This window comes from Jiangella mangrovi (assembly GCF_014204975.1).
Classification (GTDB): Bacteria; Actinomycetota; Actinomycetes; order Jiangellales; family Jiangellaceae; genus Jiangella; species Jiangella mangrovi.
Genome location: NZ_JACHMM010000001.1, coordinates 6,702,261 through 6,726,611 on the forward strand (window position 1 = coordinate 6,702,261; position 24,351 = coordinate 6,726,611).

Here is a 24,351-nt window from a genome sequence, read left to right on the forward strand (position 1 = left end):
CCGGCCGAACCGGGCCGAATACCGGATGCCACCAGTGGTGCATCGTGCGAACTCATGGAAAATGCTACTCATTGTCTGTCGACTCGAAGTCTGCCACAAGACTCGCCGAAATGACGGCTCGACAGCCGAATTCCGGCTGCGACATCTCATCGCCGCCCGGGCCGCGGACTACGACGCGCTGAGCCGCCGCCAGTCCGCCGCGTCGACGCCCAGCCGCTGCCGCAACGACCGCACCTGCTGCTCGAGGGCGTCCAGAGCCGCGACGACGGCGGCGCCGGTGTGGCCCTGACCGTTCAGCACGCCGCGCAGCTCGTCGTTCTCGGCGCGGAGCCGGTCGTTCTCGGACAGCAGCTCGACGAGCCGGCGGTGCTGGCCGCGCCGGGTCAGCACCTGGACCGGCGCGCCGTCCGGCCCGGCGGCCGGCCCACTGGCCGACTGGTGCGTCACGCCGTCGGCGACGGGCCGGCGGGTGGCGGCGCCCACGCCGCCGGCCCCCGTCGGCGCCGTCACCACCGGCAGCCTGGCCACGACGGCGTCGTCGGCGATGCGGCTCTCGAGCAGGGTCAGTGCCGAGTCGACGAGCCCGACCTCGTCGGGCAGCGGGGTGCTGAGCGTCCGGTCACGCTGCGACAGGCCGAGGATGTACGACAGCCGCCGCGGGCCCGTGCGGTCGATGCGCACGCTGCCGAGGATCTGGTGCCGGCGCGGGTCGAACGGGTCGTCGAGGCGCACGCCGGGTAGGTACGTGCGGATGGCGGCGTCGGGGATCGCGTGGTTCGGGCCGACCATGTCGTTGAACTCGTCCTCCACGCCGGACGGGAGCAGGAACATGTGCCCGAGGCTGACGACCTCCCAGGCGACGTTGGTGGCCCAGGTCTGGAACTCGGCGGAGTCGCGCGCGCCCTGCCGCGCCACGTACACCGGGCCGAGCCGGGACTCGTCGGCGAGGTAGTCCATCAGGTCGGGAAGGTCGGCACTGCCGGCCCAGCGCGGCTCCGTGCTCACCGGCACCAGGCCGTCGGCGCAGTCGAGGTCGGGCAGCAGCCCGCGCAGGACCGCCGGCACCGACATGAACGGCACCCTCGGCGCGCGGTCGCCGGGCTCGTCGGCCACCTCGATCTCGACCCACATCCACCCCGGGCCGGACTCGCCCGCCTCGACGGCGGTGATGGTGGTGCGCCAGATCTCCTCGGCCCCGCGCGCGAGCGGGTGCAGCCGGCGCCAGCGGTACAGCCGGCGGCCGGTGTCGTCGTCGGCCACCAGCACGGTGACGACGTCGTCGGCGTCGAGCTCGGACCGTCCCGGCCGCCCCGCGTCGACGTCGATCTCCTTCGCTGCCGACCACCGGCCGACGTGGTCGACGACGGTCTCGACGACCGGTCCGGAGAACGTGTGGAGGAACGATCGGAAGCCCACGGACACGGGTCGGCCCTCCATTCCGCGGTCGATCGGAGCCGATGGACCGACGCTCGGGTGTTTCGTTCACTGATACAACAGTTTTAATACGGCACGGCGCGTGGCACGTCAAGTGCCCGCGGGCGCAGCCGGGCGGGCTGCGCCTGCGGGCGTGGACGGTGAGACGTCAGGTGCGGACGAGGCGGCGGACGGCGTCGGCGATGGCCTCGGCGCCGGGCAGCCAGGCCCGCTCGAGCGCCGGCGCGTACGGCACCGGCGTGGGCGGCGGGGCGACACGGACGACGGGGGCGTCGAGGTGCCAGAACCCCTCGTCGACGGCGAGGGCGGCGAGCTCGGCCCCCACCCCGAAGTCGCGGACCGCCTCATGGGCGATGACCAGGCGATTCGTACGGGCCAGAGACTCGAGCACCGTCGCGCGGTCCAGCGGCACGATGGTCCGCAGGTCCACCACCTCGACCGAGATCCCCTCGGCGGCGACGGCGTCAGCGGCGGCCAGCGCCTCGTGCACCATCCGCGACCACGACACCACCGTGACGTCGGTCCCCGGCCGCCGCACGACCGCGCGCCCGAGCGGCACCAGATGAGTCGGCGGTGGTTTCACTCCGCGGAACCCGTACAGGTGCCGGTGCTCCACGAACACGACCGGATTCGGGTCGCGGATCGCGGCGCGGAGCAGTCCGTAGGTGTCGGCCGGCGTCGAGGGCATGACGACGGTGAGCCCGGGGATGTGCGCGAGCAGCGCCTCGAGGCTCTGCGAGTGCTGGCTGCCCGAGGACCGCCCGGCGCCGAACTGGGTGCGCAGCACGAGCGACATCGGGGCTCGCCCGCCGGTCATGTACCGCAGTTTCGCCGCCTGGTTGAGCAGCTGGTCGAAGCAGACGCCCAGGAAGTCCATGTACATGATCTCGACGACCGGCCGCAGCCCGGCCATCGCGGCTCCGACGGCGAGCCCGGCGATCGCCGTCTCACTGATCGGGGTGTCGCGCACCCGCTCCGGGTACGTCTCGGCCAGCCCGCGGGTCAGCCCGAAGACGTTGCCGCCGGCGCCCACGTCGATGCCGGCGACGAAGACGTCCGGGTCCTCGGCCAGCTCGCGGTCCAGGGCGTCGCGGACGGCGTCCATCACCCGGTACCGCTCGCCCCCCGCCCCCGTCCCCGCCTCAGCGACCGGAACGGTCTCGGACACCGCCGCGACCGACGGCGCCACGACATACTCCCCCAGCGACGACGGTGACGGCTCCGGCGCCGCCCGGGCGAACTCGATGGCCTCCTCGATCTCGGCGTCGACCTCGGTGTCGACGACGGCGACGGCTGCGGACCCGACGCCGAGCGCGAGCAGCCGGTCGCGGGCGACGGTGAGCGGGTCGCGCCGGCGCCACTCGTCCACCTCGCCGGCGTCGCGATAGCGCTGCGGGTCGCCCTCGTAGTGGCCCTGCCAGCGATAGGTGTCGGCCTCGAGCAGCACGGGGCCGCCGCCCCGCCGGCGCCCCTCCACCAGTTTCGCCATGACCTCGGCGACGGCGACGACGTCGTTGCCGTCGACATGCGCGTACTCGATGCCGTAGCCGCCCGCCCGGTCGGCCAGTCCGGCCCGGTGCTGGTCGGCGGCCCGCGAGAACTCGGCATAGTGGTTGTTCTCGCAGCAGAAGATCACCGGCAGGTCCCAGACGGCGGCCAGGTTGACGGCCTCGTGGAACATCCCCTGCGCCACGGCGCCGTCGCCGAAGAACGCCACGACCACGCCGTCGTTCCCGGTGAGGCGGAACGCCGTGGCCACGCCCCCGGCGATCGGCAGTCCGGCGCCGACGATGCCGTTGGCACCGTAGACGCCGAGCGCGGGGTCGGCGATGTGCATGGACCCGCCGCGCCCGTGGCAGGTGCCGGCGTCGCGCCCCATGAGCTCGGCGAACATCGGCGCCGGGGGCATCCCCTTGGCCAGGCAGTGCCCGTGCCCGCGGTGCGTCGAGGTGATCGCGTCGGTGGCGCGCAGGGGCCAGCAGGCGCCGACGGCGGTGGCCTCCTGCCCGATGGACAGGTGCAGGAACCCCGGCACCTCGGTGTCGCGATAGAGCTGCCCGGCCCGTTCCTCGAACCGCCGGATGCGGCGCATGCGCCGGTACAGCTCGAGGAGCTCGGCGCTCACGCGAGCGCCCGGGCGAGGTCGCGCAGCCCGGCCTTGCGGACCTTTCCGATGGACGTGCGCGGGAACTCCGGCACCGGCACGACCCGCGACGGCACCTTGAACGACGCCAGCCGCTCGGCGCAGTGGTCGCGCAGCGCGTCGTCGTCGACGGCGGCACCGGCGGACAGCACGACGAAGGCCAGCAGCCGCTCGCCGAGGATGGGGTCGGGGACGCCGACCGCCGCACACTCCTCGACCAGCGGATGCTCCAGCAGCACCCGTTCGACCTCGCCGGCGCCGACGTTCTCGCCCTTGACCTTGATGACGTCCTTGCGCCGGTCGTGGAAGAACACGTAGCCGTCGTCGACCCGGCCGAGGTCGCCCGTGCGCAGCCAGCCGCCGCCGTCGAGCACCTCGGCCGTCGCCGCCGGGTCCTTGAAGTAGCCGGCCATGGTCGACGGGCCGCGGATCAGCAGCTCGCCGACGCCGCCTGGCGCGACCTCGGCCCCGTCGTCGCCCACGACCCGCAGGTCCCAGCCGGGGCTCACCGTTCCGATCGACTGCCAGTCGTGCCGCGGGTCCAGGTGGACGGGGGTGCGCGTGCCGCACGCGGCGGACTCCGTCAGCCCCCAGCCCATGGACACCGCCACGCCGAACCGAGTCTCGACGGCGCGGATCTCGTCGCCGTCGAGCGGCAGCGCGTACATCATCAGCCGCATCGACGCCGCCGCCTCCCTCTCGCCCGGTCCCGGGGGCGCGGCGAGCAGGATCCGCAGCGGCCCGGCCGTGAGATTGCCTACGGTGACCGCGTGCTCCGCCACCACCGACCAGTAGGCGCGGGCGCTGAACACCGGCCCGACCACCAGCTGCGAGCCCGTGAGCAGGGCCGGCATCAGCTGGAAGCACATCGCGTTGACGTGGAACAGCGGCAGCACGCAATAGGAGCGGTCCGACGGTGTCAGCGCGGTCTGGTCGCGGGTCGTCGCGCCGGCCGCCAGCAGCGCCGCGTGCGAGAGCATGACCCCCTTGGGCCGGCCCGTGGTGCCCGACGTGTACATGATCAGCGCGGTGCGCCGCCCCGGCGGGCCGGCGGGATCGTCCGGCAGCGGCGTCGTCGTCGTGCGAGCCCGGCGTCGGCCGTTGGTCACCGTCGTGCCGCACACGACCGGCGGCGGGACCGACGCGCCGGCGGCCACCCGTTCGGCCAGGCCCTGGTGCCGCAAATTCGTGACGACGGCGGCGCACTCGCTGTGCTCGACGACGTAGCCGAGCTCGTCGGCGGTGTACTGGGCCACCGTGGGGACGGCGACCGCCCCCAGCCCCGTGATCGCCAGCAGCGCGACGACGAACGCCGGCGCGTTCTCGAGGTGCAGCACGACGCGATCGCCGGGGCCGACGCCGAGCTCGCCCAGGAGCGCCGCGAGCTCGGCCACGCCGGCGGCGCAGTCCGAGTAGGTCCAGGTCCGGGCGGCCGCGGGCTCGAGCGGATCGGCGTAGGCGAGGAACGGCCGGTCGCCGTCGGCCGCGGCCCGGTGCGCCAGAACGGCGCCCAGCGTGAGATGGTCGAACGCCGCCGTCGTCATCGGCTCGGCTCCTCCGCCGGCCGGACGGGGAACCGCGCTGGCTCGAACGGGTAGAGCGGGCGGCGCCGGCGCCGGTACTCGAAGCGTTCCAGGCCCATGGCCGTGATGCCGTCGGTGTCGACGACGACCAGCCGGCTGGCGACGGGCGCATAGGCGGCCCGCGGGGCGTTGACGCCCTTGGCGACGACCACCCGGAACGACCTCGGGTCGAGGCCCAGGGACGTGAGCTGGCGCCGGCTGGTGTTCATGGTCTGCCGCGACATCAGGACGAGAGTGGGCCCGTCGGCGGTCTCGAGGACGGCGGTCGGGCCCATGTCGAACCAGCGGAACCCGCCGTGCGTCGGCGCCGGCTCCTCGAACCGTCCGTCGGAGATGACCCGGACCCGGCCCTTCACCGGGACCGGCGCGCCGGCGGAGTGGCCGTGCCGCGCGCCGACACTGAGGCTCAGCTCGGCGCCCACGCCGGCGGCGACACAGGTCGCGGCGGCGACGGGATCCCAGAGCGTCTGGACCAGCGAGCGCTGGCCGCGGCGTACCGCGGCCTCGAGGATCACGGTGGAGTCTCCGGGGGCGCCCGCGCCGACGTTGTCGCCGACGTCGAGCAGGACGACAGGCCCGCTCGGCTCGCGCTCGGCCAGGTCGAGGGCCTCATCGACGGTGAGTCCGGTGGCCTGCAGGTCGTCACGACGGTTCCACACCGCTTCGGCGAGCTCCCAGGCCGCCCACTCGGCCGCCAGGCGGTCGCCGTCGTGCAGCGTCAGGCAGGACATCCCGAGGTGCGGCACGTCGGCGTACGGGAAGCCCTCGACCACGCCGGCCCAGAGCATGCCGGGCCGCGCGGAGATCCGCTCCGCGGCGGCGACGAGCGAGGCCATGGGCTCCTCGCCGGTGTCCTGGCGGGCGATGTTCACGACCAGCGGCAGCGGCACCAGCACCTGGACCGGCGCGATCTCTCGGCGCGCCGCCCGGACCACCAGCTCGGTGCAACGCGCTCCCTGCACGGCCGCGTCGACGTGCGGGTTCGTCTGGTAGGCGAGCGTGACGGTGAGCGCGTCGACCAGCGCCGGCGAGGCGTTGCCGTGCAGGTCGAGCACCGCCCCGACCGGCACGTCGGGGCCGACGACCGAGCGCACCCGCCGGGCCAGCTCCGCGTCGGCGTCGTCGAGATGGGCGGCGACGGCGGCGCCGTGCAGGTTGAGCAGCACGCCGTCCCACGGTCCCTCGCGCCGCAAGTCGTCGAGCATCTCGCCCGCGAGCCACTCGAAGGCGTCCTCGGTGACGGCCCCGACCGGGTTGACGAACGCGAACGTCAGCGGGACGACCTCGACACCGAGCCGCTCGGCCGCGGCGAGGTAGCCGCCGATGGTCGTCGACGAGCCCGCGTACTCGTCGACGATGCCCCCGCCGCGGAAGACGCCGCCGGAGGCGAAGAGCGCCCGGTCGGCCTGCAGCGGCGAGAACGTGTTGGCCTCGTGGAACAGGCCGAGCAGGGCCAGCCGCACCGGTCAGCCCTCCCCGTCGCCGGCGAACGCGACGACGTCGATCTCGAACCGGACCTGCTCGGTGAGGCAGCCGGTCAGCGTCGTGCGGGCCGGGCGCGGCGGGGGGAAGTACTCGAGGTAGATGCGGTTGAACTCCGGCGCGTCGGCGGGGTCGTGGACATAGCACCCGGTCCGCACGACGTGGCGCAGGTCCAGTCCGGCCAGCGCCAGCACGCGCCGGACGTTCTCGATCGAGCGGCGCATCTGCTCCTCGAAGGTGCCCGGCACCAGCCGGCCGGCCTCGTCGACCGACGCCTGGCCGGACACGAAGACGAACGGACCGGCCTGGACGTAGGCCGAGAACGGCGCGGTGTCGGGAGAGGTCGCCGTCACAGCCACTCCGCCAGGGTCTTGCCGAACCGCGTCAGCGCGGCGTCCAACTCGGCCGGCCCGTGGCAGGCCGAGACGTACCAGACCCCGCGCGGCGCCACCCAGACGCCGTTGTCGATCAGCTTGTCGGCGAACTGCTCGTACCGGGCGAGGTCGAGCCGCTGCAGGGACCGGTAGTCGACGACGTCGGCGTCGCCGAACGAGACGTGGAACGCCGCCGCCAGCCCGGCCGCCCGCAGCGGGACGCCGTGGGTCTCGCCGAGCTCGCGGATGCCGGCCATGAGCGCGGTGCCGTGCTCCTCGATGGCGGCGTACGGCGGGTCGTCGCGCAGCCGCTCGAGGCTGGCCTTGACCGCCGCCGTCGCCACGACGGAGCCGTTGAAGGTGCCGGAGTGGTTGACCTCGCCGGTGCCGAACCGCTCCATCAGGTCCGCCCGCCCGGCCAGCGCCGCCACCGGCCAGCCGGCGGCCAGCGCCTTGGCGTACGTCGCGAGGTCGGGCGCCACGCCGTACCGGCCGGCGGCGCCGCCCAGCCCGAGCCGGAACCCCGACAGCACCTCGTCGAAGATCAGGACGACGCCGTGCAGCGTGCACAGCTCGCGCACGCGCTCGAGGTAGCCGGGCAGCGGCTCGATGACACCGGCGTTGATCATGACCGGTTCCATGATGACGGCCGCCACCTGGTCGCCACCGGAGGCCAGCGCGTCGGCGAGCCGGTCGGCGTCGTTCCACGGCAGCACCACGACGTCGTCGAGGTGACTGGCGAGCTGGCCCGCGCTCGCGGTGCCCCAGCCGTCGCCGTCGGGCGCCATGAGCACGTTGTCGAGCCAGCCGTGGTAGTGCCCCTCGAACCGGATGATCTTCGTGCGGCCCGTGACCGCGCGGGCCAGCCGGAACGCCGCCTGGACCGCCTCGGTGCCGGAGACGCCGAAGCGCACCATGTCGGGCCAGCCGAGCGTCTCGCAGACCAGCTCGGCCGCCTGCACCTCGATCTCGTGCTGGCCGCCGAAGATCACCCCGTCCTGGCACGCGTCATTGACCGCCGCGAGGACCGCGGCGGGCGCGTGGCCCAGGAAGTTCGGGCCCTGGCCCAGCAGGTAGTCGACATAGTCGTGTCCGTCGACGCTTCGCAGCCAGGCGCCGTCGGCCCGCTCGAAGAAGATCCGCGGGCCGGGCAGCCGTACGTTGGAGTGGACGCCCCCGGGCGTGCAGCGGCTGGCCCGCTGGTGGAGCTCGTGGGAACGGACGTGTGGTCGAGCATCTGTGCTCATGAGGCGGGCTCCTGCCGAACGGGCTGGACACGGGTTCCGGGTCAGGCGCGTTTTGTTTATCGAAACAGATGCTCCACTTGGCAAATCACGCTACGATCGTGAGAAACCATGCGTCAAGGGGGCCAGTTCGCAGCATCCGCCTGCGACCGGGATCGAGGCGATGGACCATCGGGCGCGCCGGCGAGGGACGAACGCCGCGAAATTGGCCCCTGGCAGATGATCTTGATTCCGGTATTCTCAGTCTGAAACTGCAGGTTCGGATCCAGAAACCCACGGAGGCGGCCTCATGCCACGCAGACGGCCCGCAGGCCGCAACCCCGAGGACCTCGACCACGAGTCCACGTCAGAGGCCGGCGACGAGCATCTCGACATCCACGATGCGCCCGACCCGGCCACTGCGACACCCGAACAAGCCCGCAAATACAACAACCGGTCCGTCGAACGGGTCGTGTCCATGCTCAACGTGCTCCAGGAGTCGACCGAGCCCATGTCGCTCGTCGAGATCCACCGGTCCATCCGCATGGCCAAGGCCACCGCGTTCCGCTACCTCTGGACGCTCGAGAAACACCGATACGTCGAGCGCGACGCCAGCGGCCGCTACCGCCTCGGTCTCGGCTTCGTCGGCATGCAGTCGCGCGACCTCGAGGTCCTGCAGGACCGCGCCCGCCCCTGGCTGGAGCGGCTGCGCGACGAGACCGACGAGACCACCAACCTGGGTGTGCTGGACGGCGTCGCGGTCCGCTACGTCGAGGTCGCCGAGAGCCCACGCACGGTGCGCATGGTGAGCGTGCGCGGGAGCCGCGACCCGCTCTACTGCACCGCTCTGGGCAAGGCCATCGCCGCTCAACTGCCCGCGGGCCAGGTCGTCGAGCTGCTCGAGCAGGTCGACCTCAAGCCCCGCACCGGCCACACCATCACGTCCATCGACAGGTTCCTCGCCGAGCTCGACAAAGTCCGACGCCAGGGATACGCCGTCGACGACGGCGAGAACGAGGACGACGGACGCTGCGTCGCCGTCGCGATCCTCGGCTCCCGGCTGCCCGCGGCGCTGAGCGTCAGCGCGCCTTCCGTGCGGTTCGCCATGGAGGAGGTCCCCGTGGTCGCCGCCCGGCTGGCCGAGGTCGCCGCGCACCTGGCCGGCGAGCCCGGCGCCTACCGCACCGACCGAACGACAGGAGGCTGACCCCCGTCCGCCCGCGGCGCAGGGGCGGTCGGCCCGGGGCGGTGGGACCGTGACGAGAGGACGAACCGACGGACGATGGTGAACACGATTCAGCCGCGCCTGCTGGTTCACTGCCGTGCGGACGTCGGCGAGGGCCCCGTCTACGACCCCACGTCCGGCACGCTCTACTGGGTCGACATCCCCGCCGGTCACCTGTGGCGCTGGGACCGCACCAGCCGCGACGTCGCGTACCGCGAGATCGGTGAGCCGCTGGGCAGTGTGGCGCTCATCGACGGCGGCGGGTTCCTGCTCGCCGGACGGCGCGGCGTCCTGGTGCTGGCCGGCTGGAACGACCTCCCCGTCCTCTGGCAGCCGGTCGAGCCGCACCGCGCCACCCAGTTCAACGACGGCAAGTGCGCCCCCGACGGCCGGTTCGTCGCCGGCACCGCGGCCCACGACCCGCGTTTCACCGGCGCCCTCTACCGCGTCGACCCCGACGGCAGCACCACGCCGTTGTTCGAGGGCATCGGCATGTCCAACGGCCTCGACTGGAGCCCCGACGGCCGCTGGTTCTACCACGTCGACACCATCGCGCAGACCGTCCACCGGTACCGCTGGGACGCCTGCGCGGGCGTGCCGTCTGACCCCGAGCCGTTCATCGAGGTCCCGTCGGGCGACGGCCTCCCCGACGGCCTCACCGTCGACAGCGAGGGCTGCCTCTGGCTGGCCGTCTGGGGCGCCGGCGAGGTCCGCCGCTACGCCCCCGACGGCCGCCTCCTGGGCGCCGTCGCCGTCCCCACCCCCAACGTCTCGAGCTGCGCGTTCGGCGGCCCGCACCGCAACGAGCTCTACATCACGACGGCGGCGCAGGCGGCCCCTCAGCACGGCCGCCAGGGCCGCCTCGCCGGCGACGTCTTCGTCGTCACCACGCCCATCCGCGGCCAGCGCCGCACCCCCTTCCCGCGGCACGGCATCCCGGCGGAACTGCTCGAGCACCACCCCTACGAACTCGACTGACCGTTCCGCCCGTCGAACCAGGTACCGATGTGGTGAGCGACCTCGGTGGCCGCGACGACCGGGAGGTCGCTCGTCGCGGCGGCGATCCGGCCGAGGTCCTTCCACCCCGCGCCGGACAGGACGAGCACCGGCCGGCTGTCCGGCGCCACTCGTCCTCGCTCGACGTCAGCGACGAGGCCGGCCAGAGTGGCCGCGGCGGCCGGCTCGACGAACAGGCCCTCGACCTCGGCCAGCATGCGCTGAGCAGCCAGAATGGCGTCGTCGCCGACCGCCGTGCCCCAGCCCTGCGTGCTGATCACCGCCTGGGCGGCCAGGTCGCCGTCGGGCGGATCGGGGATCTGCAAGGCCGAGATCCCGCTCTCACAACGATCGATGGCCGGCGTCGCGATGGCTCCGTCGAGAAAAGCCACGATCGGCGCGCAGCCCGACGGCTGGCAGGCGATGGTGCGCGCGCGCATCCCGCGCGCACGCAGCCCTCGGGTCACCGCGGCCAGGAGCCCGCCCCCTCCGGCGGGCACGTAGAGGTGGCTGAGATCGGGCGCTTGTTCGGCCAGCTCGTAGCCGATGGTGTCGATCCCGCGCATGCCGTCGGGGTTGAAGGCGTGAGCCGTGATGCCGAGGAACAGGTCGTACCGTTCCGAGGCCATCCGCAACTGCTTGACCAGCGCGTCGATCGCCGCGGCGGTGGAGCCGTCGCCCACACCGTCGACTCCGATGAGCTCGACGCCGTACGGGAGCACCGGGAGTCGCTTCTCGACCGGCGCCGACGCGACCAGGCACAGGAAGCCACGAAGCCCGGCCCGAGCACCGTAGGCGGCCATGGCGAGACCGGCGTTGCCCGAGGACGAGGCGATCCAGCCGTTCCTGCCTTGCTGTCGCGCCAGCGACACCGAGAGCGCAGCCACCCGGTCCTTGTAGGAGCCGGTGGGGTTCTGCGACTCCATCTTGGCCGAGAGCCGGGCCAGGCCGAGCCGTCGCGCCAGGACGGGCAGGTCCACGAGTGGGGTGTCGCCCTCGCCGAGGGTCACGAACTCGCCGGCGTCCGGCAGGTCCGCCGCGAACCGGCCGATTCCGAGCCCGCTCACGCGCCCGCCCCGTCGCCGAGGCCGCCGTCGTCGAGGCCGGCCAGCGCGAAGAGCACGTCACCGGCGCGGGTGCGGGCCCGGCGGCGCAGGAACATCACCATGCCCGCCGCCGGCGCCGTCACGGTCTCGAGCAGGGCGCCGTCGTAGCCGTGGAGGCGGCCGATCTCCGCTCCCGGAGTCACCCGCTCGCCGGCGTCGACCGCGCTGACGAAGAACCCGTCGTGGGCCGCGAGCACCCCGGCGTCGAGGTCGCCGCCGCCGTCGTAGACCCAGGTCGTCGCGGCGGGTTCAGGCGGCCGCCACGACGGCGGGAGCAGCCCGAACTCCGCGAGGACCCCCAGGACGCCGCGGGTGTAGGCGTCCAGGTGCTCGCCGCGGATGCCGCCGCCGCCCCCGCACTCGGCGTAGACCGCCGGGATGCCGAGGTCGGCCGCCACGGACAGGCTCCGTCCCGGCGGCGCTCCCGAGTGCGCCCAGATCAGCGGCGCCCCGAACGCGGTCGCCGCCCGGCTCGACCCCTCGGCGTCGCCCGCGTCACGGATGAACCCGCAGAACAGCGGCATGCGGTACGCCACGCCGGCCGAGTGCAGGTCGATCAGGACGTCGGCGCCGTCGATGACCGACTCGGTGATCGACGCCGCGACCCCGGCCGTGGGGCCGGTCTTCGGATCGCCGGGAAAGCAGCGCGCGAGGTTGCCGCCGTCGAGCGGACCGGTCCGGCTGCCCGCCGCCCAGGCCGCCGCGTGGGCGCGCGCGACCGCCCGCACCGTCCCGGCCAGCGGCGCGCCGGCCAGCTCGCGCACGACCCGGAGCACCGCGAGGACCCCCTCGTCCTCGTCACCGTGCACCCCGCCGAGCAGCGCGACCGTCGGCCCGGGGCCACCGCGGACCGTCGTCAGCACCGCCCCGCCCGCCAGCGCCGTCTGCTCGTTCGACGCCTGATCAGCTCGCTCCATCGCCACCTCGCCCATGTCGTCGCTCGTCCTACCGCGTTGAGTCCATGGAGGTCGCCGTCTAGGATTAATGAAACTCAGGTTCCATTCTCGCCACCATAGCGGACGGCCATCGCCCGCCGCACCACACGAACGCGGCGGCACGACGACGACGGAAGTGGGCGCGACATGCGAGTTCTGGTGACCGGTGCGGCAGGCAGGGTGGGCGCGAACATGGTGCGGCGGCTCGTGACCGCCGGCGCCGACGTGAAAGCCATGGTGTTACCGGGCGACCCGCTGCGCAGCAAGCTCGACCCGTTCCCCGACATCGAGGTCGTCGAGGCCGATCTCGGCGACCAGCCGGCCATCGACGCCGCCTGCAAGAACGTCACCCATGTCGTCCATCTCGCGGCCCAGCTGATCCGCGGCGACACCCCCGTCGACCGCTTCTACGACGTCAACGCGTTCGGCACCCTCCGGCTGCTGGAGGGCGTCGTGAAGGCCGGCGTCCCGATCGATCGGTTCGTGCTGGCCAGCTCCGACGGCACCTACCGCCCGGGCGCGCCGCCCGCCGTGCCGCTGACCGAGGACTCGCCGCAGGAACCGGCCGACTACTACGGCACCGGCAAGCTGCTGGGCGAGTACATCCTGCGCAACCACGCCGCCCAGTACGACATCCCTTTCGCCATCACCCGGTTCGCGACCGTCGTCAGCCCCGAGGAGGTCGGCGACATGTTCCGCCTCGACTTCTGGCGGCGCGTCCTGAGCTGGCAGGCCCTGGGCAAGGACTGCCACATCTGGCATCTCTTCGACGGTCAACCCGACCTGGTCAAGATCTTCGATGCCCAGACCGGCGACGCGCCGGGCGACACCGCCGTGGGCCTGACCGGCCCCGACGGCACACCCTGGACCCTCTCGATCCTCGACGTCCGCGACGCCGTCGACGGCCTCTACCTGGCCCTCACCGAGCCCGAGGCCGTCGGCCACGCCTTCAACCTCGCCGCCGCCCGCCCCACCTCCCACGACGACGGAGCGGCTGCCATCGCCGACGCCTACGGCGTGCCGAAACTGATGGTCGAGATGCCGATGGCCCACCACCTCGAGCTCGACATCCGCCGTGCCCGCACCATGCTCGGCTTCGAGCCCCGCTTCGACTTTCGCTCCATGGCCGCCACGGCGGCACGGCCACGTTTGTGAGCCACGACCACGTTGACACGACGGCAGCAACGATCCTAACGTACCTTGAAACGCCTGTTTCGTTTTCCCGCAGGTCGGAGGCTCGAATGAATACGAGCAGGCACGAGGACGACTTCGAGGGTCTTTGGCCACTACTCGCGTCCCGCCGACAGTTTCTCCGGATGACCGGATTGACCATGGGCGCCGCCGCGGTCGGCCTACCCATCGCGGCATGCACGAGCGAGAGCGCATCGTCATCGCAGGATCAAGACGCCGGCGAGTCGCCCGACTCCTTGGCCGTCGCCATGGCGAATCCGTTCAGCGATCTCGACCCGACCACCGCCATCCAGTTCGGAACCATCACCGTCAACGATTACGTCTACGAATCGCTCTATAGCATCGACAAATTCACTCCGCGTTCCGAGATCTCACCCGAGATCGCGGTAGGTCTCCCCGAGGAGATCACGCCGACCACTTACCGCCTGACCATCCGCGACGACGTTCGCATGCATGACGGGAGCACGCTGGCAGCAAGCGACGTCGTCTACACGATCAATCGCATCAAGGATCCGGAGACGGCGTCCCCCTTCGCACAGACCTTCGAGATCATCGCAGCGGTCCGCGCTCCGAGCGCGACCGAGATCGAGATCGAACTCACGGCACCCACTACTCGCCTCGCCGAGCGCCTGGCGCTCATCCCCGGAATCCTGTCAGAAGCGGCAGTGACGGCATCGGCCGATGCACTTGTGCTCGAGCCCGTCGGCAGCGGCCCGCTGCGTGTGGTGTCCGCCGTCTCGGGCGAGAGGATCAGCCTCGAGCGATTCACCGAGTACACGGGTGCCCGCGAGTTCCATTACGAGCGCGTCGACATCAGCGTCGTCGCTGACGCCAATGCCCGCATCTCCGGCCTACGCACGGGACAGTTCAGGGCGATCGAGGACGTTCCGGCCAGTGCCTACGAGGAACTGTCGACAGCGAACGGCATTCGGACGGAGGCTGCGCCGAGCGCGCTGATCACCTACCTCATGTGCAACTGCGGGAAGCCACCGTTCGATGACGTTCGCGTGCGCCAGGCCGTCGCCTACGCCATCGACCGCGACTCGGTGACGCAGTCATCGTTCTTCGGCCAGGCGGAGCCCGCGTGGGCTCAAAGTCTGTCCGCGGAGATCTCCGGAGCGGTGGAAGCCGAAACGGTCTATCGACACGACCCAGAGCGCGCTCGTGAGCTGCTCGCCGAGGCCGGTTACGGCGATCAGAGCGTGCCCATCGACGTGCTCGTGACCACCAACGTCGAGTTCCTCGGATCGCAGGGCCCCATCATCGAGGAGAACCTCCGGTCCGCGGGATTCGAACCGAATATGATCCCCGGCGAAGGTGTCGCGCATGTCTCCCGTGTAACTGAGGGCAACTACGGGCTATGGCTGGGTTTGACCGACCCCTCGGTCTACGCCGCCGACGCAGAGTTCATGATCCGCTTCCTCTGGGTCGGGACATTCCAGACCGGGTTCTTCTATTGGCTGACGCCCGAGGCGACCCGGGTGCAAGAGCTCCTTCGATCCGTGTCCCTCTCGACGAACGACGCTGAGAGAGAACGAATCCTCGAAGAGGTTCAGAACATCATCCAGGATGAGGTTCCCATCGTCCCATTGCATTTCAAGAAGCAGATCACGGCATGGGACGACTCCCTCGACGGCTTCAAGGCGCTACCGGCCGCCGGCCTGGCACTCGATGACGTCCAGGGCTGAACAGCCCAAGGAGCGAAGTGACCGCGAACCTTCTCGACACACGCCCAGCGCGGAATTCCGCCGCGAACGGAGGGCCCGACGCCAACCGCCGGCTCAGCCGTTCCATCGCACGAAGACTCGTCATCAGGCGGGTGGCAGGCGCACCGCTGCTCTTGATCGGAGCCTGCTTTGCGGTCTTCGTAGCCGTCGATCTGTCCCCGAACGATCCCGCGCGAGCCCGTCTGGGCATCTTCGCCAGCGCAGAAGCACGGGCACAGTTCGCCGCCGAGCACGGTCTGGACGATCCGCTTCCCCTGCGTTTCCTCCGATTCCTCGCCGACCTCGCTCAGTTCGACCTGGGCGACTCGGTGGTTCGGTCGGAGTCCGTAAATCAGCTGGTCGCCATGGCCCTGCCCGTGACATTGCAGCTTCTGCTGCTCACGTCGCTCATCGCCGTCGTGCTCTCCTTCGGCTTCGGAGTGCTTGCCGCCTGGCGTGAGGGAAGGGCTACCGACCGCGTGATCAGCTCCGCCGCGGCTGTGTTCTATGCGACCCCGCAGTTCTGGATCGGACTCCTCTTCATACAGCTCTTCGCGGTATCGCTGGGGGTCCTGCCATCCGGCGGACACATGCCGATCGGCAACGGGTTCTCAGAGTGGCTGTCGACCTTGATCGGTCCGGCTGTCGTGCTCGCCCTGCCGGTCACCGCTGCGTTGACGCGGGTCGTCCGCGCATCGGTGGCCGACGAGCTCGACAAGGACTACGTCCGAACCGCAGTCGGCGCCGGAGTGCCGATGGCGGCGGTCCTGTGGAGGAACGTGCTCTGCAACGCGATGACCGGACCGCTCACCGTGCTGGGCATCTATGTCGGCGCCATGATGTCGGGCGCGATCTTGGTCGAGGTCGTCTTCAACGTTCCCGGGATGGGCCACCTCCTGATCGCCGGGGTGACTCAAGGCGACCTTGGCGTCGTTCGAGGGGTCGCGATCGTCGGTGCCGCATCGTTCGTCGTGGTGAATCTCGTCATCGACCTCCTTTACCTCTTTCTCAGTCCACGAAGCGTGGAGGCGGTTGCATGATGTCGAACGGGATCCCGGAGACTTTCGCTCGTTCGCGCCTCGATACTCCACAGGACCAGTCGGCACGAACGCGTCGACTGGTGTGGTGGGTGCTAGCCGCCTTCATCCTGTTGAGCGTGCTCGTCATACTCCCTGCAACGCTGGTCGGTTCACCCAACGCGTTGAATGTCGGGTCTCCGCTTGAGGCACCGAGTCGCGAACACCTCTTCGGGACCGATCAACTGGGCCGCGACGTGGCCGCCCGGGTCGTTCACGGAGCACGCTTGAGCTTCACTGTCGCTGCCTGCTCCGCGCTAACGGCGTTGGTAGCGGGCGCTCTGCTCGGTGCCATCGCGGCAAGGAACAGGCGGTGGCTCGATGAGCCGATCATGCGGTTGATGGATGTCGCATTGGCATTCCCCGGCATCCTCCTCGCAGTCGTCCTCGCCGCAGCCATCGGGCCGAGCATGACCACGACGATCATCGTTCTCGCGGTGATCTACACGCCTTCCATGGCTCGTCTGGTCCGAGCGAGCATCTTCGCCGAGCAGGGGGAGGACTACGTCACGGCCGCGACGCTGATCGGGACGCGTTCAGTCCGCGTCGTCGGGTATCACGTCGGCATCAACGTCGCACTACCGATCATGGTCTATACGACGCTCATCATGGCTGACGCGATCGTTGCCGAGGCTGCTCTGTCGTTCCTCGGCGCAGGGATCAAGGCGCCGGCACCCTCGTGGGGGAACATCATCCGGGACGGCCAGGCGATAGTCCACGCCGGCGCGTGGTGGGTCGCGCTGTTCCCTGGTCTCGCGATCCTCATCACAGTGCTCGGCCTGAACCGGTTGTCCGAATCACTGGGCCGGAACCTGAGACGGCGCTGACCATAGGCTCGGCCGGCGGCCCTGGCACCAGGTCCGCCGGCCGAATTGTGTCAGACGCCGTGGCCGGCGATCGTGCGAAGCCGAGTCACGATGTCGGTCGTCAGCCGGTCGATCTGCGAACTGGAGAAGGTGTCTGAGCGGAATCGGCATTGCAGGTTGAGCCGGCCGCCGTACGTGTAGACGGAATAGCCCGGCGACACCGGCGGATAGACGTTGACCATGGTCCGAAAGTTGGCGATCTGCAGGCCCTCAGCGTTCGGAATCACGGCGAGTCGTCCGTAGTTGCTGACTCCTGTGTTCGCGAGTTGCTGACCCAGCCTGCTCTCGGTGTCCAATTCCAGCATGCCCGACATGTCCGCCGAAAGCTTCCTGGGATCGGCCAGCGCCTCGTCGACCTGATCGGCTACCAGCTTGGCGACACGCATCATGTCGTCCGCACGGTCGACCTCGACGTCAGCTCTGTGCATCGTGACGAACATGCTCGTTTCGGTCGCGCTGACCGGCGGAGACACCCGATCTCGGAGATCCACGGCGGCCCAGCAGAACATCCGGGCCGAGCCGTTGAGATCCTCCGCGAAGTCGCGCTGCGCCGTGAGCACTGACCCGCAGAGTATCGAGTGGACCGATAGACCGACCGATTTGGCTGTGTCGACCAATCCACTCGTCTCGGCCGCGGTCAGCCGGAGCAGCGGCTGCACGATTTCGCAACTGTCGACATGAATGGCAGCCGTGCTCACCTGTGGGCTGGGCGCGCGATTCGCGATCTGCAACCTCTGGGAGAGCAGGTCGAATGGCGGAGTCGGAAGCGGGACCGGCGCCGCCTGTACCGGCTTCCTGCCCGCCACGAGGTCGACGTAGGTTGACCAGACCTCGTACATGATGGTGTTCAACGCCCGCCCGTCGACGACCGCGTGGGACATGCGCAGCGCCGTGATACCGCCGTCCGCGTCCGAACCGACGACCAGCCTGGCCAGCGCGACGGAGTTGTCCCAGCTACCCCAGAGGGCCGATTCGAACTGGTCGCGGCCGACTGAGACGAACTCCGGCTGCCCGCGTTCCCCGATCAGAACGTACCCTCGACGATCACGACTGATCGCTGCTCGCGTCGCGGCGTAGTGGCGGCACACGACGTCGAAAGCCTGCGCGTAGGCGCTCTCGTCGAGAACTCCTCGGTACTCTGCGCCAAACGCTGGCGCATACCGGATCAGCCGGGCTTCCATGTCATCCAGATATCGCTGAGCCAACGACACCCAACTCCTCCTTGTGCAAACGAGCCCGGATCAGTCGTTCTGGCTGTATGCGTCGGCCCACTCGGAGAGGTCCTGGATCTCTGTCGCGACAGAGATCCGGCCATCGGCGAAGTCGAGAACGAGTGCGATGTCCTTGCCCTTCGCGATCGCGCCGGTCTTCTTGATCGTGTAGGCGTACGACGTGAGGACGACCACGCGATCCCCGTTGCAGAAGTATTCGAGCGGCTTCTCGACGACGAGTCCCTCGATGAGGTCGGGGTCGTCCTCGAGGAACAGTTTCTTGATGGCGTCCTTGCCTCGGAACTCTCCTCCGAAGACCGGAGTGCCGGGCGGGCATGGCACCTTGAAAACGCCGTCCTCGGCGAACATGTCGATCAGAGGGTGGTAGTCGAGCGGCCGAGGCGGGGTGATCCCGGCCTGACCGTCCTGATACCGCGCCTCGAGATGTGAGCAAGCCTTGCGGGCAAGCCCCACGATGTCGTTCTCTGTCACATTCTCTCCTCGTCCGTCGCCAGATGTGCTCCGCGCCGGAGGCTCACCTCCGCACGGGTTCATACTTTCGCGATCGTGGACACGGCGCAGGGTGGCCGTTTTCGATGCGGTACGACCCCGCTGAGTCACACGATTTGGCCGCAGCCCACAGCCGCGCGCCAGAATACAGCTGTTTTATCTAATGAAATCAGTGTCTTGATTATGGATCGCCCAGTCGCGCATCGTCAAGGAAATCGCCTGACGGTTGGGTCACGTCGGCGAAGCCCTTCACCGTGAGTGCGTCCACACTCACGATCTTGAGCACGGCCGCGATCCGCTCCGCCGCGTGGCCGTCGCCGAAGGGCGACACGGCGACGGCGGCTATGGCCTGATGCTCCGCCGACAGGGACTGTCTGATGGCGCCCTCGATCTCGGCTGCCGACTCGCCGCAGTCGATGACCGAGCCGGCCCGGGGTCGCCCGTCCTGCCGAGATCCGATGTTCACGGTCGCCGTCCGCAGGGCCGGCGCCTCGGCCAGGCCGCTCGACGAGTTCCCGATGACCACCGCAGCCTGGGCGACCAGGCTGAGGTAGGTCACCTGCCCCAGTGATGCTCGAGCCATGGCCCGACCGGGATGAGCGGACACGTAGTCGCGGATCGGCGCGAACACGCCGGCGCCGCCCTGGTCCACGTTGGTGCCCGTGAAGACGACCGTGGCCTCGGGTAACCGGTCCAGTGCCGCGAGCAGTCCCAGAACGCCGTCGCGGCTGCCCCTCGGGTCGGCGGTCGCCGGATGGTAGGTGACAGCGAACAGCGGCCCGGTCAGGTCGAGGCCGAGGGCCTCCGCCAGCTCGCCGCGGCCGAGCAGCGGCATGGTCCGGATCGTGTCCAGGCCGGGAGCGCCGAAGGCGTGGACGCGCGAGGGGTCCTCGCCGAGCTGGATCACCCGTTGCCGGAACTCCTCGTTCGAGGTGAAGTGCAGGTGAGCCAGCTTCGTGATCGCGTGCCGCACGGAGTCATCGGTCGAGCCGTACGAGAGCTCCCCGCCACCGATGTGTGCGACCGGGAGCAGACGGAGCGCCGCGGCGACGGTGACGGCGAGCGCTTCGTAACGGTCGCCCAGAACCATCAGGATCTCCGGGCGGAGTCGTTCCAGCGCGTCCGCGTAGCCGATGACCCCGAGCCCGAACGACTTCGCCACGGCCGTCGCGGTATCGCTGGCCAGCACCATCTCGACCCGCTCAGAGACCGGGAAGCCGTCGGCCTCGATCTGGTCCACGGTCGTTCCCTGTGCCTCGACGAGATGGCCACCCGAGGCGAGGACGGCGAGCTCGATGTCCGGGTCCTTGTGCAGTGCCGCGATGACCGCGAGCAGAGGTCCGTAGTCGGCGCGCGACCCGGTGAATACACAGACGCGGCGCATCGATCACTCGCCGCCGGCCGGCAGGAAGTCCTGTGGCGCCGGTTCGAGAGCCGTGCGCAGCGTCCCGGCGAAGTCCCAGGCCGGCCGGTAACCGAGGACTCGTCGTGCCTTGTCGGTGGAGACCTCGAAGGAGAGTGTGACCGGCAGATGGACCGTCACCGTGTCGAGGTCGAACTCCTTGGCGACGACGGCGGCTGCCTCGGCGAAGGTCGTCGTGTGCGGGCCCACGACATTGAACGACTGGCCGGCCGCGGCGACGTGCTCGATGCCGAGCATGAGTCCCGACGCGACGTCGCGGACGTCGCTCAAGTGCAGCGCCCATGGCTCCCCACCCGGGCCGGTCAGCGCCACGGCGGGGTCGTCCGGCCGGTCGCCGACGGCGTCGCGGACCATTGCACTGAGATCGGGCTGGTCCGCGAAGAGCTGGTAGAGATTGCCCCGGCGGCCGGCTTGGGCCTGCGCCCCGAGGAAGGCCGTGACCCACGACAGCCGGAACAGCGGGAGCACCTCGTGCGGCGCGACCACCGAACCGAGCCGCATGATCGTGTACTCCAGGCCGTACAACTCGTGGTGGTTGCGAACGAGCTGCTCCGCGAGCACCTTCGCCGTGCCGTAGTAGTCACCGGGCAGTTGCGGATGGTCTTCGGTGATCGGCAGGAATTGCGGTGCGGCCGGGCCATAGGTGTTGTCCGTGCTGGCGAAGACGAACCGGCGCACGGGCCGACTCGAGCCGGCGGCAGCCTCGAGCAGGCGCAGTGTTCCCAGCACGTTGACGTCGTGGAACCGGTCGGGCCTCGTGTCGCCGATGACCATCTGAGCGGCCAGGTGCACGATGACGTCGGCACCGTCGGTCGCCCGTTCCAGGGCCGCCGCGTCGGTCAGGTCGGCTTCGAGGAGCTCGACGCGACCGGCGAGCAGCGGGTGCAACGAGCGGCCGCCGGGCCGGACGGTGCCGCGGACGTCGTAGCCGGCGCGCACCAGCCTGTGCGCGAGGGTCGATCCGACTCGGCCGGCGATCCCGGTGATGAGGACGGTCATCGAAGCAGCCTTTCTGGCGTCAGTTGGCGGACAGTGCCGAGATGAGGGCCGCGACGACGGTGTCCTGGTCGCGCTCGGAGAGGTGCGCGGAGCTGGGCAGGGACAGGCCGCGACGGTACAGGTCGTCCGCCACCTCGCCGCCGATCCGGTCCGCGGCGCGGTAGGGGCGCTGGTCGTGCAGGGGTGGCCAGAGCCGCCGGGCCTGGACACCGTCGGCGGCGAGGACGGCGACGATCTTCTCCGGATCGAGGCCGGGGTCGTCGAGGAGGACGGAGTAGAGCCAGAATGTCGAGTCGGCCCAGGAAGCGGCCGGCGGGGCGGCCACAGGGGCGGACCGCAGCGCGTCGCGGTACCGGGCGGCCACCGCGCGCTTCGCGGCCACCTTCGCCGGCAGCTGCTCGAGCTGGGCGGTGGCGACGGCGGCGGCGATGTTGGTGAGCCGGTAGTTGTAGCCGACGTCGTCGTGGCGGTAGTGCTCGCCGTCGACCTTGGCCTGGGTGGTGAGGTGGGCCGCGGCGGCAGCGCGGTCGCCGTCGGCGGTGACGATCATCCCGCCGCCACCCGCGGTGATGATCTTGTTGCCGTTGAATGAGAAGCACCCGAGGTCGCCCGCCGTGCCGACCTGGTGCCCGGCCAGCTGACCGGCCGTCCACGAGGCGCCGAGCGACTCGGCCGCGTCCTCGACGATGTCGATCCAGAACCGGTCGCGCAGGTCGAACAGCGGCTCCATGCGCGCGGGGTGGCCCAGGACATGGACCACCTCGACGACGTCGGGGATCGGCCGGCCGAGGCGGGCCCGGCGCAGCACCTCGTCGTGCAGCAGCTCGGTGTCCATGTTCCAGGTCTGCGGCTCGCTGTCGACCAGCAGCAGGTCGGCACCGGTGTAGTGGGCGGCGTTCGCCGACGCGATGAACGTGAAGTCCGAGACCGCCACCATGGCGCCCGGCCCGGCGCCGGCGATGCGGAGGGCGACGTGCAGGGCGGCGGTCCCGCTGGCGCAGGCGACGGCGTTCGGGCTGCCGACGGCGGCGGCGAACTCGCGCTCGAACCGGCCGACGAACGGCCCGGCCGACGAGACGAAGCCGGTGTCGACGCACTCGCGCAGGTAGCGCGCCTCGTTGCCGCCCAGGGACGGCTCCGCGAGCGGGATCATCGCTGGTACCTCGCCGCCCGCTCGACGTCGACGCGCGGCGCCAGCCAGGCGGCGGTCGCCGCGAGCCCGTCGCGCAGGGACCAGCCGGCCTGCCAGCCGAGCTGCTCCTTGGCCCGACTCGGCTCGGACAGCAGCAGCTGCACCTCGCTGGCCTCGGGCCGCACTCGCTCCGGGTCGGTGACGGCGACGGCGTCGACCCCGGTGACCGCGCAGCACAGCTCGAACAGCTCGCCGATCGAGACCGACTGGCCGGTGCCCAGCTGCACCAGCGATCCGGGCGCCAGGTCGGACAGCGCCATGCGCACGAACCCGTCGACGGTGTCGCTGACGAAGGTCAGGTCGCGCCGAGGTGCAAGGCTGCCGAGCCGGACCTCGGTCGCGCCGGCGAGGAGCTGGCCGAGGATCGTCGGGATGACGGCGCGCGCGGACTGCCGCGGCCCGTAGGTGTTGAACGGCCGCAGCACGAGCACGTCGACACCGAACGAGCGCGCGTAGGCCTGGCAGAGCTGGTCGGCGGCGATCTTCGAGGCGGCGTACGGCGACTGGCCGCACAGCGGGTGCGTCTCGGTGATCGGCACCGACTCCGGCGTGCCGTAGACCTCGCTGGTCGACGTGCTGACCATGCGCACGTGCCCGGCGTCGCGGACGGCCTCGAGCACGTTGAGGGTTCCGGTGATGTTGGTGTCGACGAACGACTCCGGCGCCTGGTAGCTGTACGGAATCGCGACCAGCGCGGCCAGGTGGAACACGAGGTCGACGTCGCGCACCGCCTGGCGCACCGAGCGGGCGTCGCGGATGTCGCCCAGCTGCAGGTTCATCGCCGCCAGCTGGTCGCTGCCGAGCTCGTCCAACCAGCCGTAGGAGCCGTTGGAGTTGTAGACGCAGAAGGCACTGACGGAGGCCGCCTCACGCAGCAGCCGCTCGGTCAGATGGCTGCCGATGAAGCCGTCGGCCCCGGTCACCAGTACCCGCCGGCCGGCCAGCCCGCCCGTCATGCGGTGATCCGGCCGCGCCGCAGCCGCGTCTCCTTCGCCGGGATCCCGACGACGACTGCGCCGGCGGGGACGTCCTTGGTGACGACGGCGCCGGCCCCGACCACGGCACGGTCCCCGACCACGACGTCGCCGAGCACGATGCAGCCGATGCCGAGCATGACGTCGTCGCCGATGACGGCCCGGGCGCCGACGGAGGCGCCGCCGGCCAGGAGCACGTGGTCACCGATGCGGGAGTCGTGCCCGGCGAACGTGTTGACCTCCATCATCACGTGCTGCCCCACCTGCGCGCCGGCGACGACGTGCGCCGTCTCGAAGATCAGCGAGCCGGCGCCGACGCTGGTGTGCAGGCCGATCCAGGCCGCCGAGTGGACGAGGGTCGCGGGCTCGCGCCCGTGCGCGTCGGCCATCGCGGCCAGCCGGCGCCGCGCGGTGGGCAGCCCGACGCCGATGACGTAGTGGGCGTCGAGCCCGGCCAGCTGGTCGTCGCCGCCGAGCACCGGCACACCCCAGACGTCGGGCTCGTCGACGCCGTCGTCGAGGAAGCCCAGCAGCTTGTACGCGGAGGTCTGCTGCTCCACGTCCTGGGCGAGGCCGATGATCTGACGGCCGAGGCCGCCGGATCCGAGTATCACCAGTGGGCGCACGCGAGTCGTCCTTCCGCAGCCGATTGCTCTCTGACCAGCGCTGTCGATTCTGGTTCGCCGCGCCCGCCCGGGGCAG

At 70.8% G+C, this 24,351-nt stretch carries 21 protein-coding genes; 6 read left to right on the top strand and 15 right to left on the bottom strand.

Annotation, left to right across the window (positions count from 1 at the left end; genetic code table 11):
* Positions 1–168: 168 nt before the first annotated feature.
* The 6 genes from HD601_RS30970 to HD601_RS30995 form a co-directional block, all read right to left on the bottom strand.
* Positions 169–1,422, bottom strand: coding sequence for a hypothetical protein (locus tag HD601_RS30970; protein ID WP_184828568.1), 1,254 nt, complete (start codon positions 1,420–1,422; stop codon positions 169–171).
* Positions 1,423–1,582: 160 nt separating this feature from the next.
* A complete protein-coding gene (locus HD601_RS30975; RefSeq protein WP_184830299.1) occupies positions 1,583–3,526 on the bottom strand; it encodes an alpha-ketoacid dehydrogenase subunit alpha/beta in 1,944 nt (647 codons plus the stop codon).
* Between the two features lie 29 nt (positions 3,527–3,555).
* Entirely contained in the window at positions 3,556–5,121 is a 1,566-nt protein-coding gene (locus HD601_RS30980) for a class I adenylate-forming enzyme family protein (RefSeq protein WP_184828570.1), read from the bottom strand.
* Entirely contained in the window at positions 5,118–6,623 is a 1,506-nt protein-coding gene (locus HD601_RS30985) for a M81 family metallopeptidase (protein ID WP_184828572.1), read from the bottom strand. The genes HD601_RS30980 and HD601_RS30985 overlap by 4 nt, the downstream gene beginning before the upstream one ends.
* A 3-nt stretch (positions 6,624–6,626) precedes the next feature.
* Positions 6,627–6,995: a Rid family hydrolase gene (locus HD601_RS30990; protein ID WP_221441463.1), complete on the bottom strand. Its 369-nt coding sequence runs from the start codon at positions 6,993–6,995 to the stop codon at positions 6,627–6,629.
* Positions 6,992–8,263, bottom strand: a complete 1,272-nt coding sequence (locus HD601_RS30995; RefSeq protein ID WP_184828576.1) for an aspartate aminotransferase family protein — start codon at positions 8,261–8,263, stop codon at positions 6,992–6,994. The genes HD601_RS30990 and HD601_RS30995 overlap by 4 nt, the downstream gene beginning before the upstream one ends.
* A gap of 286 nt (positions 8,264–8,549) precedes the next feature.
* Here HD601_RS30995 and HD601_RS31000 point away from each other — a divergent pair, with 286 nt between their 5' ends.
* Together HD601_RS31000 and HD601_RS31005 are read left to right on the top strand one after the other, a co-directional pair.
* A complete protein-coding gene (locus tag HD601_RS31000) occupies positions 8,550–9,446 on the top strand; it encodes an IclR family transcriptional regulator (protein ID WP_184828579.1) in 897 nt (298 codons plus the stop codon).
* A gap of 75 nt (positions 9,447–9,521) precedes the next feature.
* Positions 9,522–10,442: an SMP-30/gluconolactonase/LRE family protein gene (locus HD601_RS31005; RefSeq protein WP_184828581.1), complete on the top strand. Its 921-nt coding sequence runs from the start codon at positions 9,522–9,524 to the stop codon at positions 10,440–10,442.
* On the opposite strand, the gene HD601_RS31010 is transcribed toward HD601_RS31005, so the two are convergent.
* Together HD601_RS31010 and HD601_RS31015 are read right to left on the bottom strand one after the other, a co-directional pair.
* A complete protein-coding gene (locus tag HD601_RS31010; protein WP_184828584.1) occupies positions 10,427–11,527 on the bottom strand; it encodes a pyridoxal-phosphate dependent enzyme in 1,101 nt (366 codons plus the stop codon). The genes HD601_RS31005 and HD601_RS31010 overlap by 16 nt on opposite strands.
* Positions 11,524–12,498, bottom strand: coding sequence for a succinylglutamate desuccinylase/aspartoacylase family protein (locus HD601_RS31015; RefSeq protein ID WP_184828586.1), 975 nt, complete (start codon positions 12,496–12,498; stop codon positions 11,524–11,526). Before HD601_RS31015 ends, HD601_RS31010 begins: the two co-directional genes overlap by 4 nt.
* Positions 12,499–12,648: 150 nt before the next feature.
* Here HD601_RS31015 and HD601_RS31020 point away from each other — a divergent pair, with 150 nt between their 5' ends.
* The 4 genes from HD601_RS31020 to HD601_RS35240 all read left to right on the top strand — a co-directional run bounded on the left by HD601_RS31020 (position 12,649) and on the right by HD601_RS35240 (position 17,301).
* Complete coding sequence (locus tag HD601_RS31020; protein ID WP_184828589.1) at positions 12,649–13,656, top strand: NAD-dependent epimerase/dehydratase family protein; 1,008 nt, start codon at positions 12,649–12,651, stop codon at positions 13,654–13,656.
* 161 nt (positions 13,657–13,817) lie between these two features.
* Positions 13,818–15,380: an ABC transporter substrate-binding protein gene (locus HD601_RS31025; protein ID WP_184828591.1), complete on the top strand. Its 1,563-nt coding sequence runs from the start codon at positions 13,818–13,820 to the stop codon at positions 15,378–15,380.
* A gap of 17 nt (positions 15,381–15,397) precedes the next feature.
* Positions 15,398–16,438 carry an ABC transporter permease subunit gene (locus tag HD601_RS31030; RefSeq protein WP_221441464.1) on the top strand — a complete coding sequence of 347 codons (1,041 nt, stop codon included), beginning with the start codon at positions 15,398–15,400 and terminating at the stop codon, positions 16,436–16,438.
* A gap of 116 nt (positions 16,439–16,554) precedes the next feature.
* Entirely contained in the window at positions 16,555–17,301 is a 747-nt protein-coding gene (locus HD601_RS35240; RefSeq protein ID WP_184828593.1) for an ABC transporter permease subunit, read from the top strand.
* Between the two features lie 50 nt (positions 17,302–17,351).
* On the opposite strand, the gene HD601_RS31040 is transcribed toward HD601_RS35240, so the two are convergent.
* From HD601_RS31040 to HD601_RS31070, 7 genes are all read right to left on the bottom strand, one after another.
* Positions 17,352–18,551 carry a phthiocerol/phthiodiolone dimycocerosyl transferase family protein gene (locus tag HD601_RS31040; RefSeq protein WP_184828596.1) on the bottom strand — a complete coding sequence of 400 codons (1,200 nt, stop codon included), beginning with the start codon at positions 18,549–18,551 and terminating at the stop codon, positions 17,352–17,354.
* Positions 18,552–18,581: 30 nt separating this feature from the next.
* Complete coding sequence (locus tag HD601_RS31045; RefSeq protein WP_184828598.1) at positions 18,582–19,043, bottom strand: nuclear transport factor 2 family protein; 462 nt, start codon at positions 19,041–19,043, stop codon at positions 18,582–18,584.
* Positions 19,044–19,242: 199 nt separating this feature from the next.
* Positions 19,243–20,445, bottom strand: coding sequence for a UDP-N-acetylglucosamine 2-epimerase (neuC, locus tag HD601_RS31050; protein WP_184828600.1), 1,203 nt, complete (start codon positions 20,443–20,445; stop codon positions 19,243–19,245).
* Between the two features lie 3 nt (positions 20,446–20,448).
* A complete protein-coding gene (locus tag HD601_RS31055) occupies positions 20,449–21,483 on the bottom strand; it encodes an NAD-dependent epimerase/dehydratase family protein (RefSeq protein WP_184828602.1) in 1,035 nt (344 codons plus the stop codon).
* Positions 21,484–21,502: 19 nt separating this feature from the next.
* Positions 21,503–22,636 carry a DegT/DnrJ/EryC1/StrS family aminotransferase gene (locus HD601_RS31060; protein ID WP_184828604.1) on the bottom strand — a complete coding sequence of 378 codons (1,134 nt, stop codon included), beginning with the start codon at positions 22,634–22,636 and terminating at the stop codon, positions 21,503–21,505.
* Positions 22,633–23,631, bottom strand: coding sequence for an SDR family NAD(P)-dependent oxidoreductase (locus tag HD601_RS31065; RefSeq protein ID WP_184828606.1), 999 nt, complete (start codon positions 23,629–23,631; stop codon positions 22,633–22,635). Before HD601_RS31065 ends, HD601_RS31060 begins: the two co-directional genes overlap by 4 nt.
* Positions 23,628–24,275, bottom strand: a complete 648-nt coding sequence (locus HD601_RS31070; RefSeq protein ID WP_184828608.1) for a NeuD/PglB/VioB family sugar acetyltransferase — start codon at positions 24,273–24,275, stop codon at positions 23,628–23,630. Before HD601_RS31070 ends, HD601_RS31065 begins: the two co-directional genes overlap by 4 nt.
* Positions 24,276–24,351 lie beyond the last annotated feature (76 nt).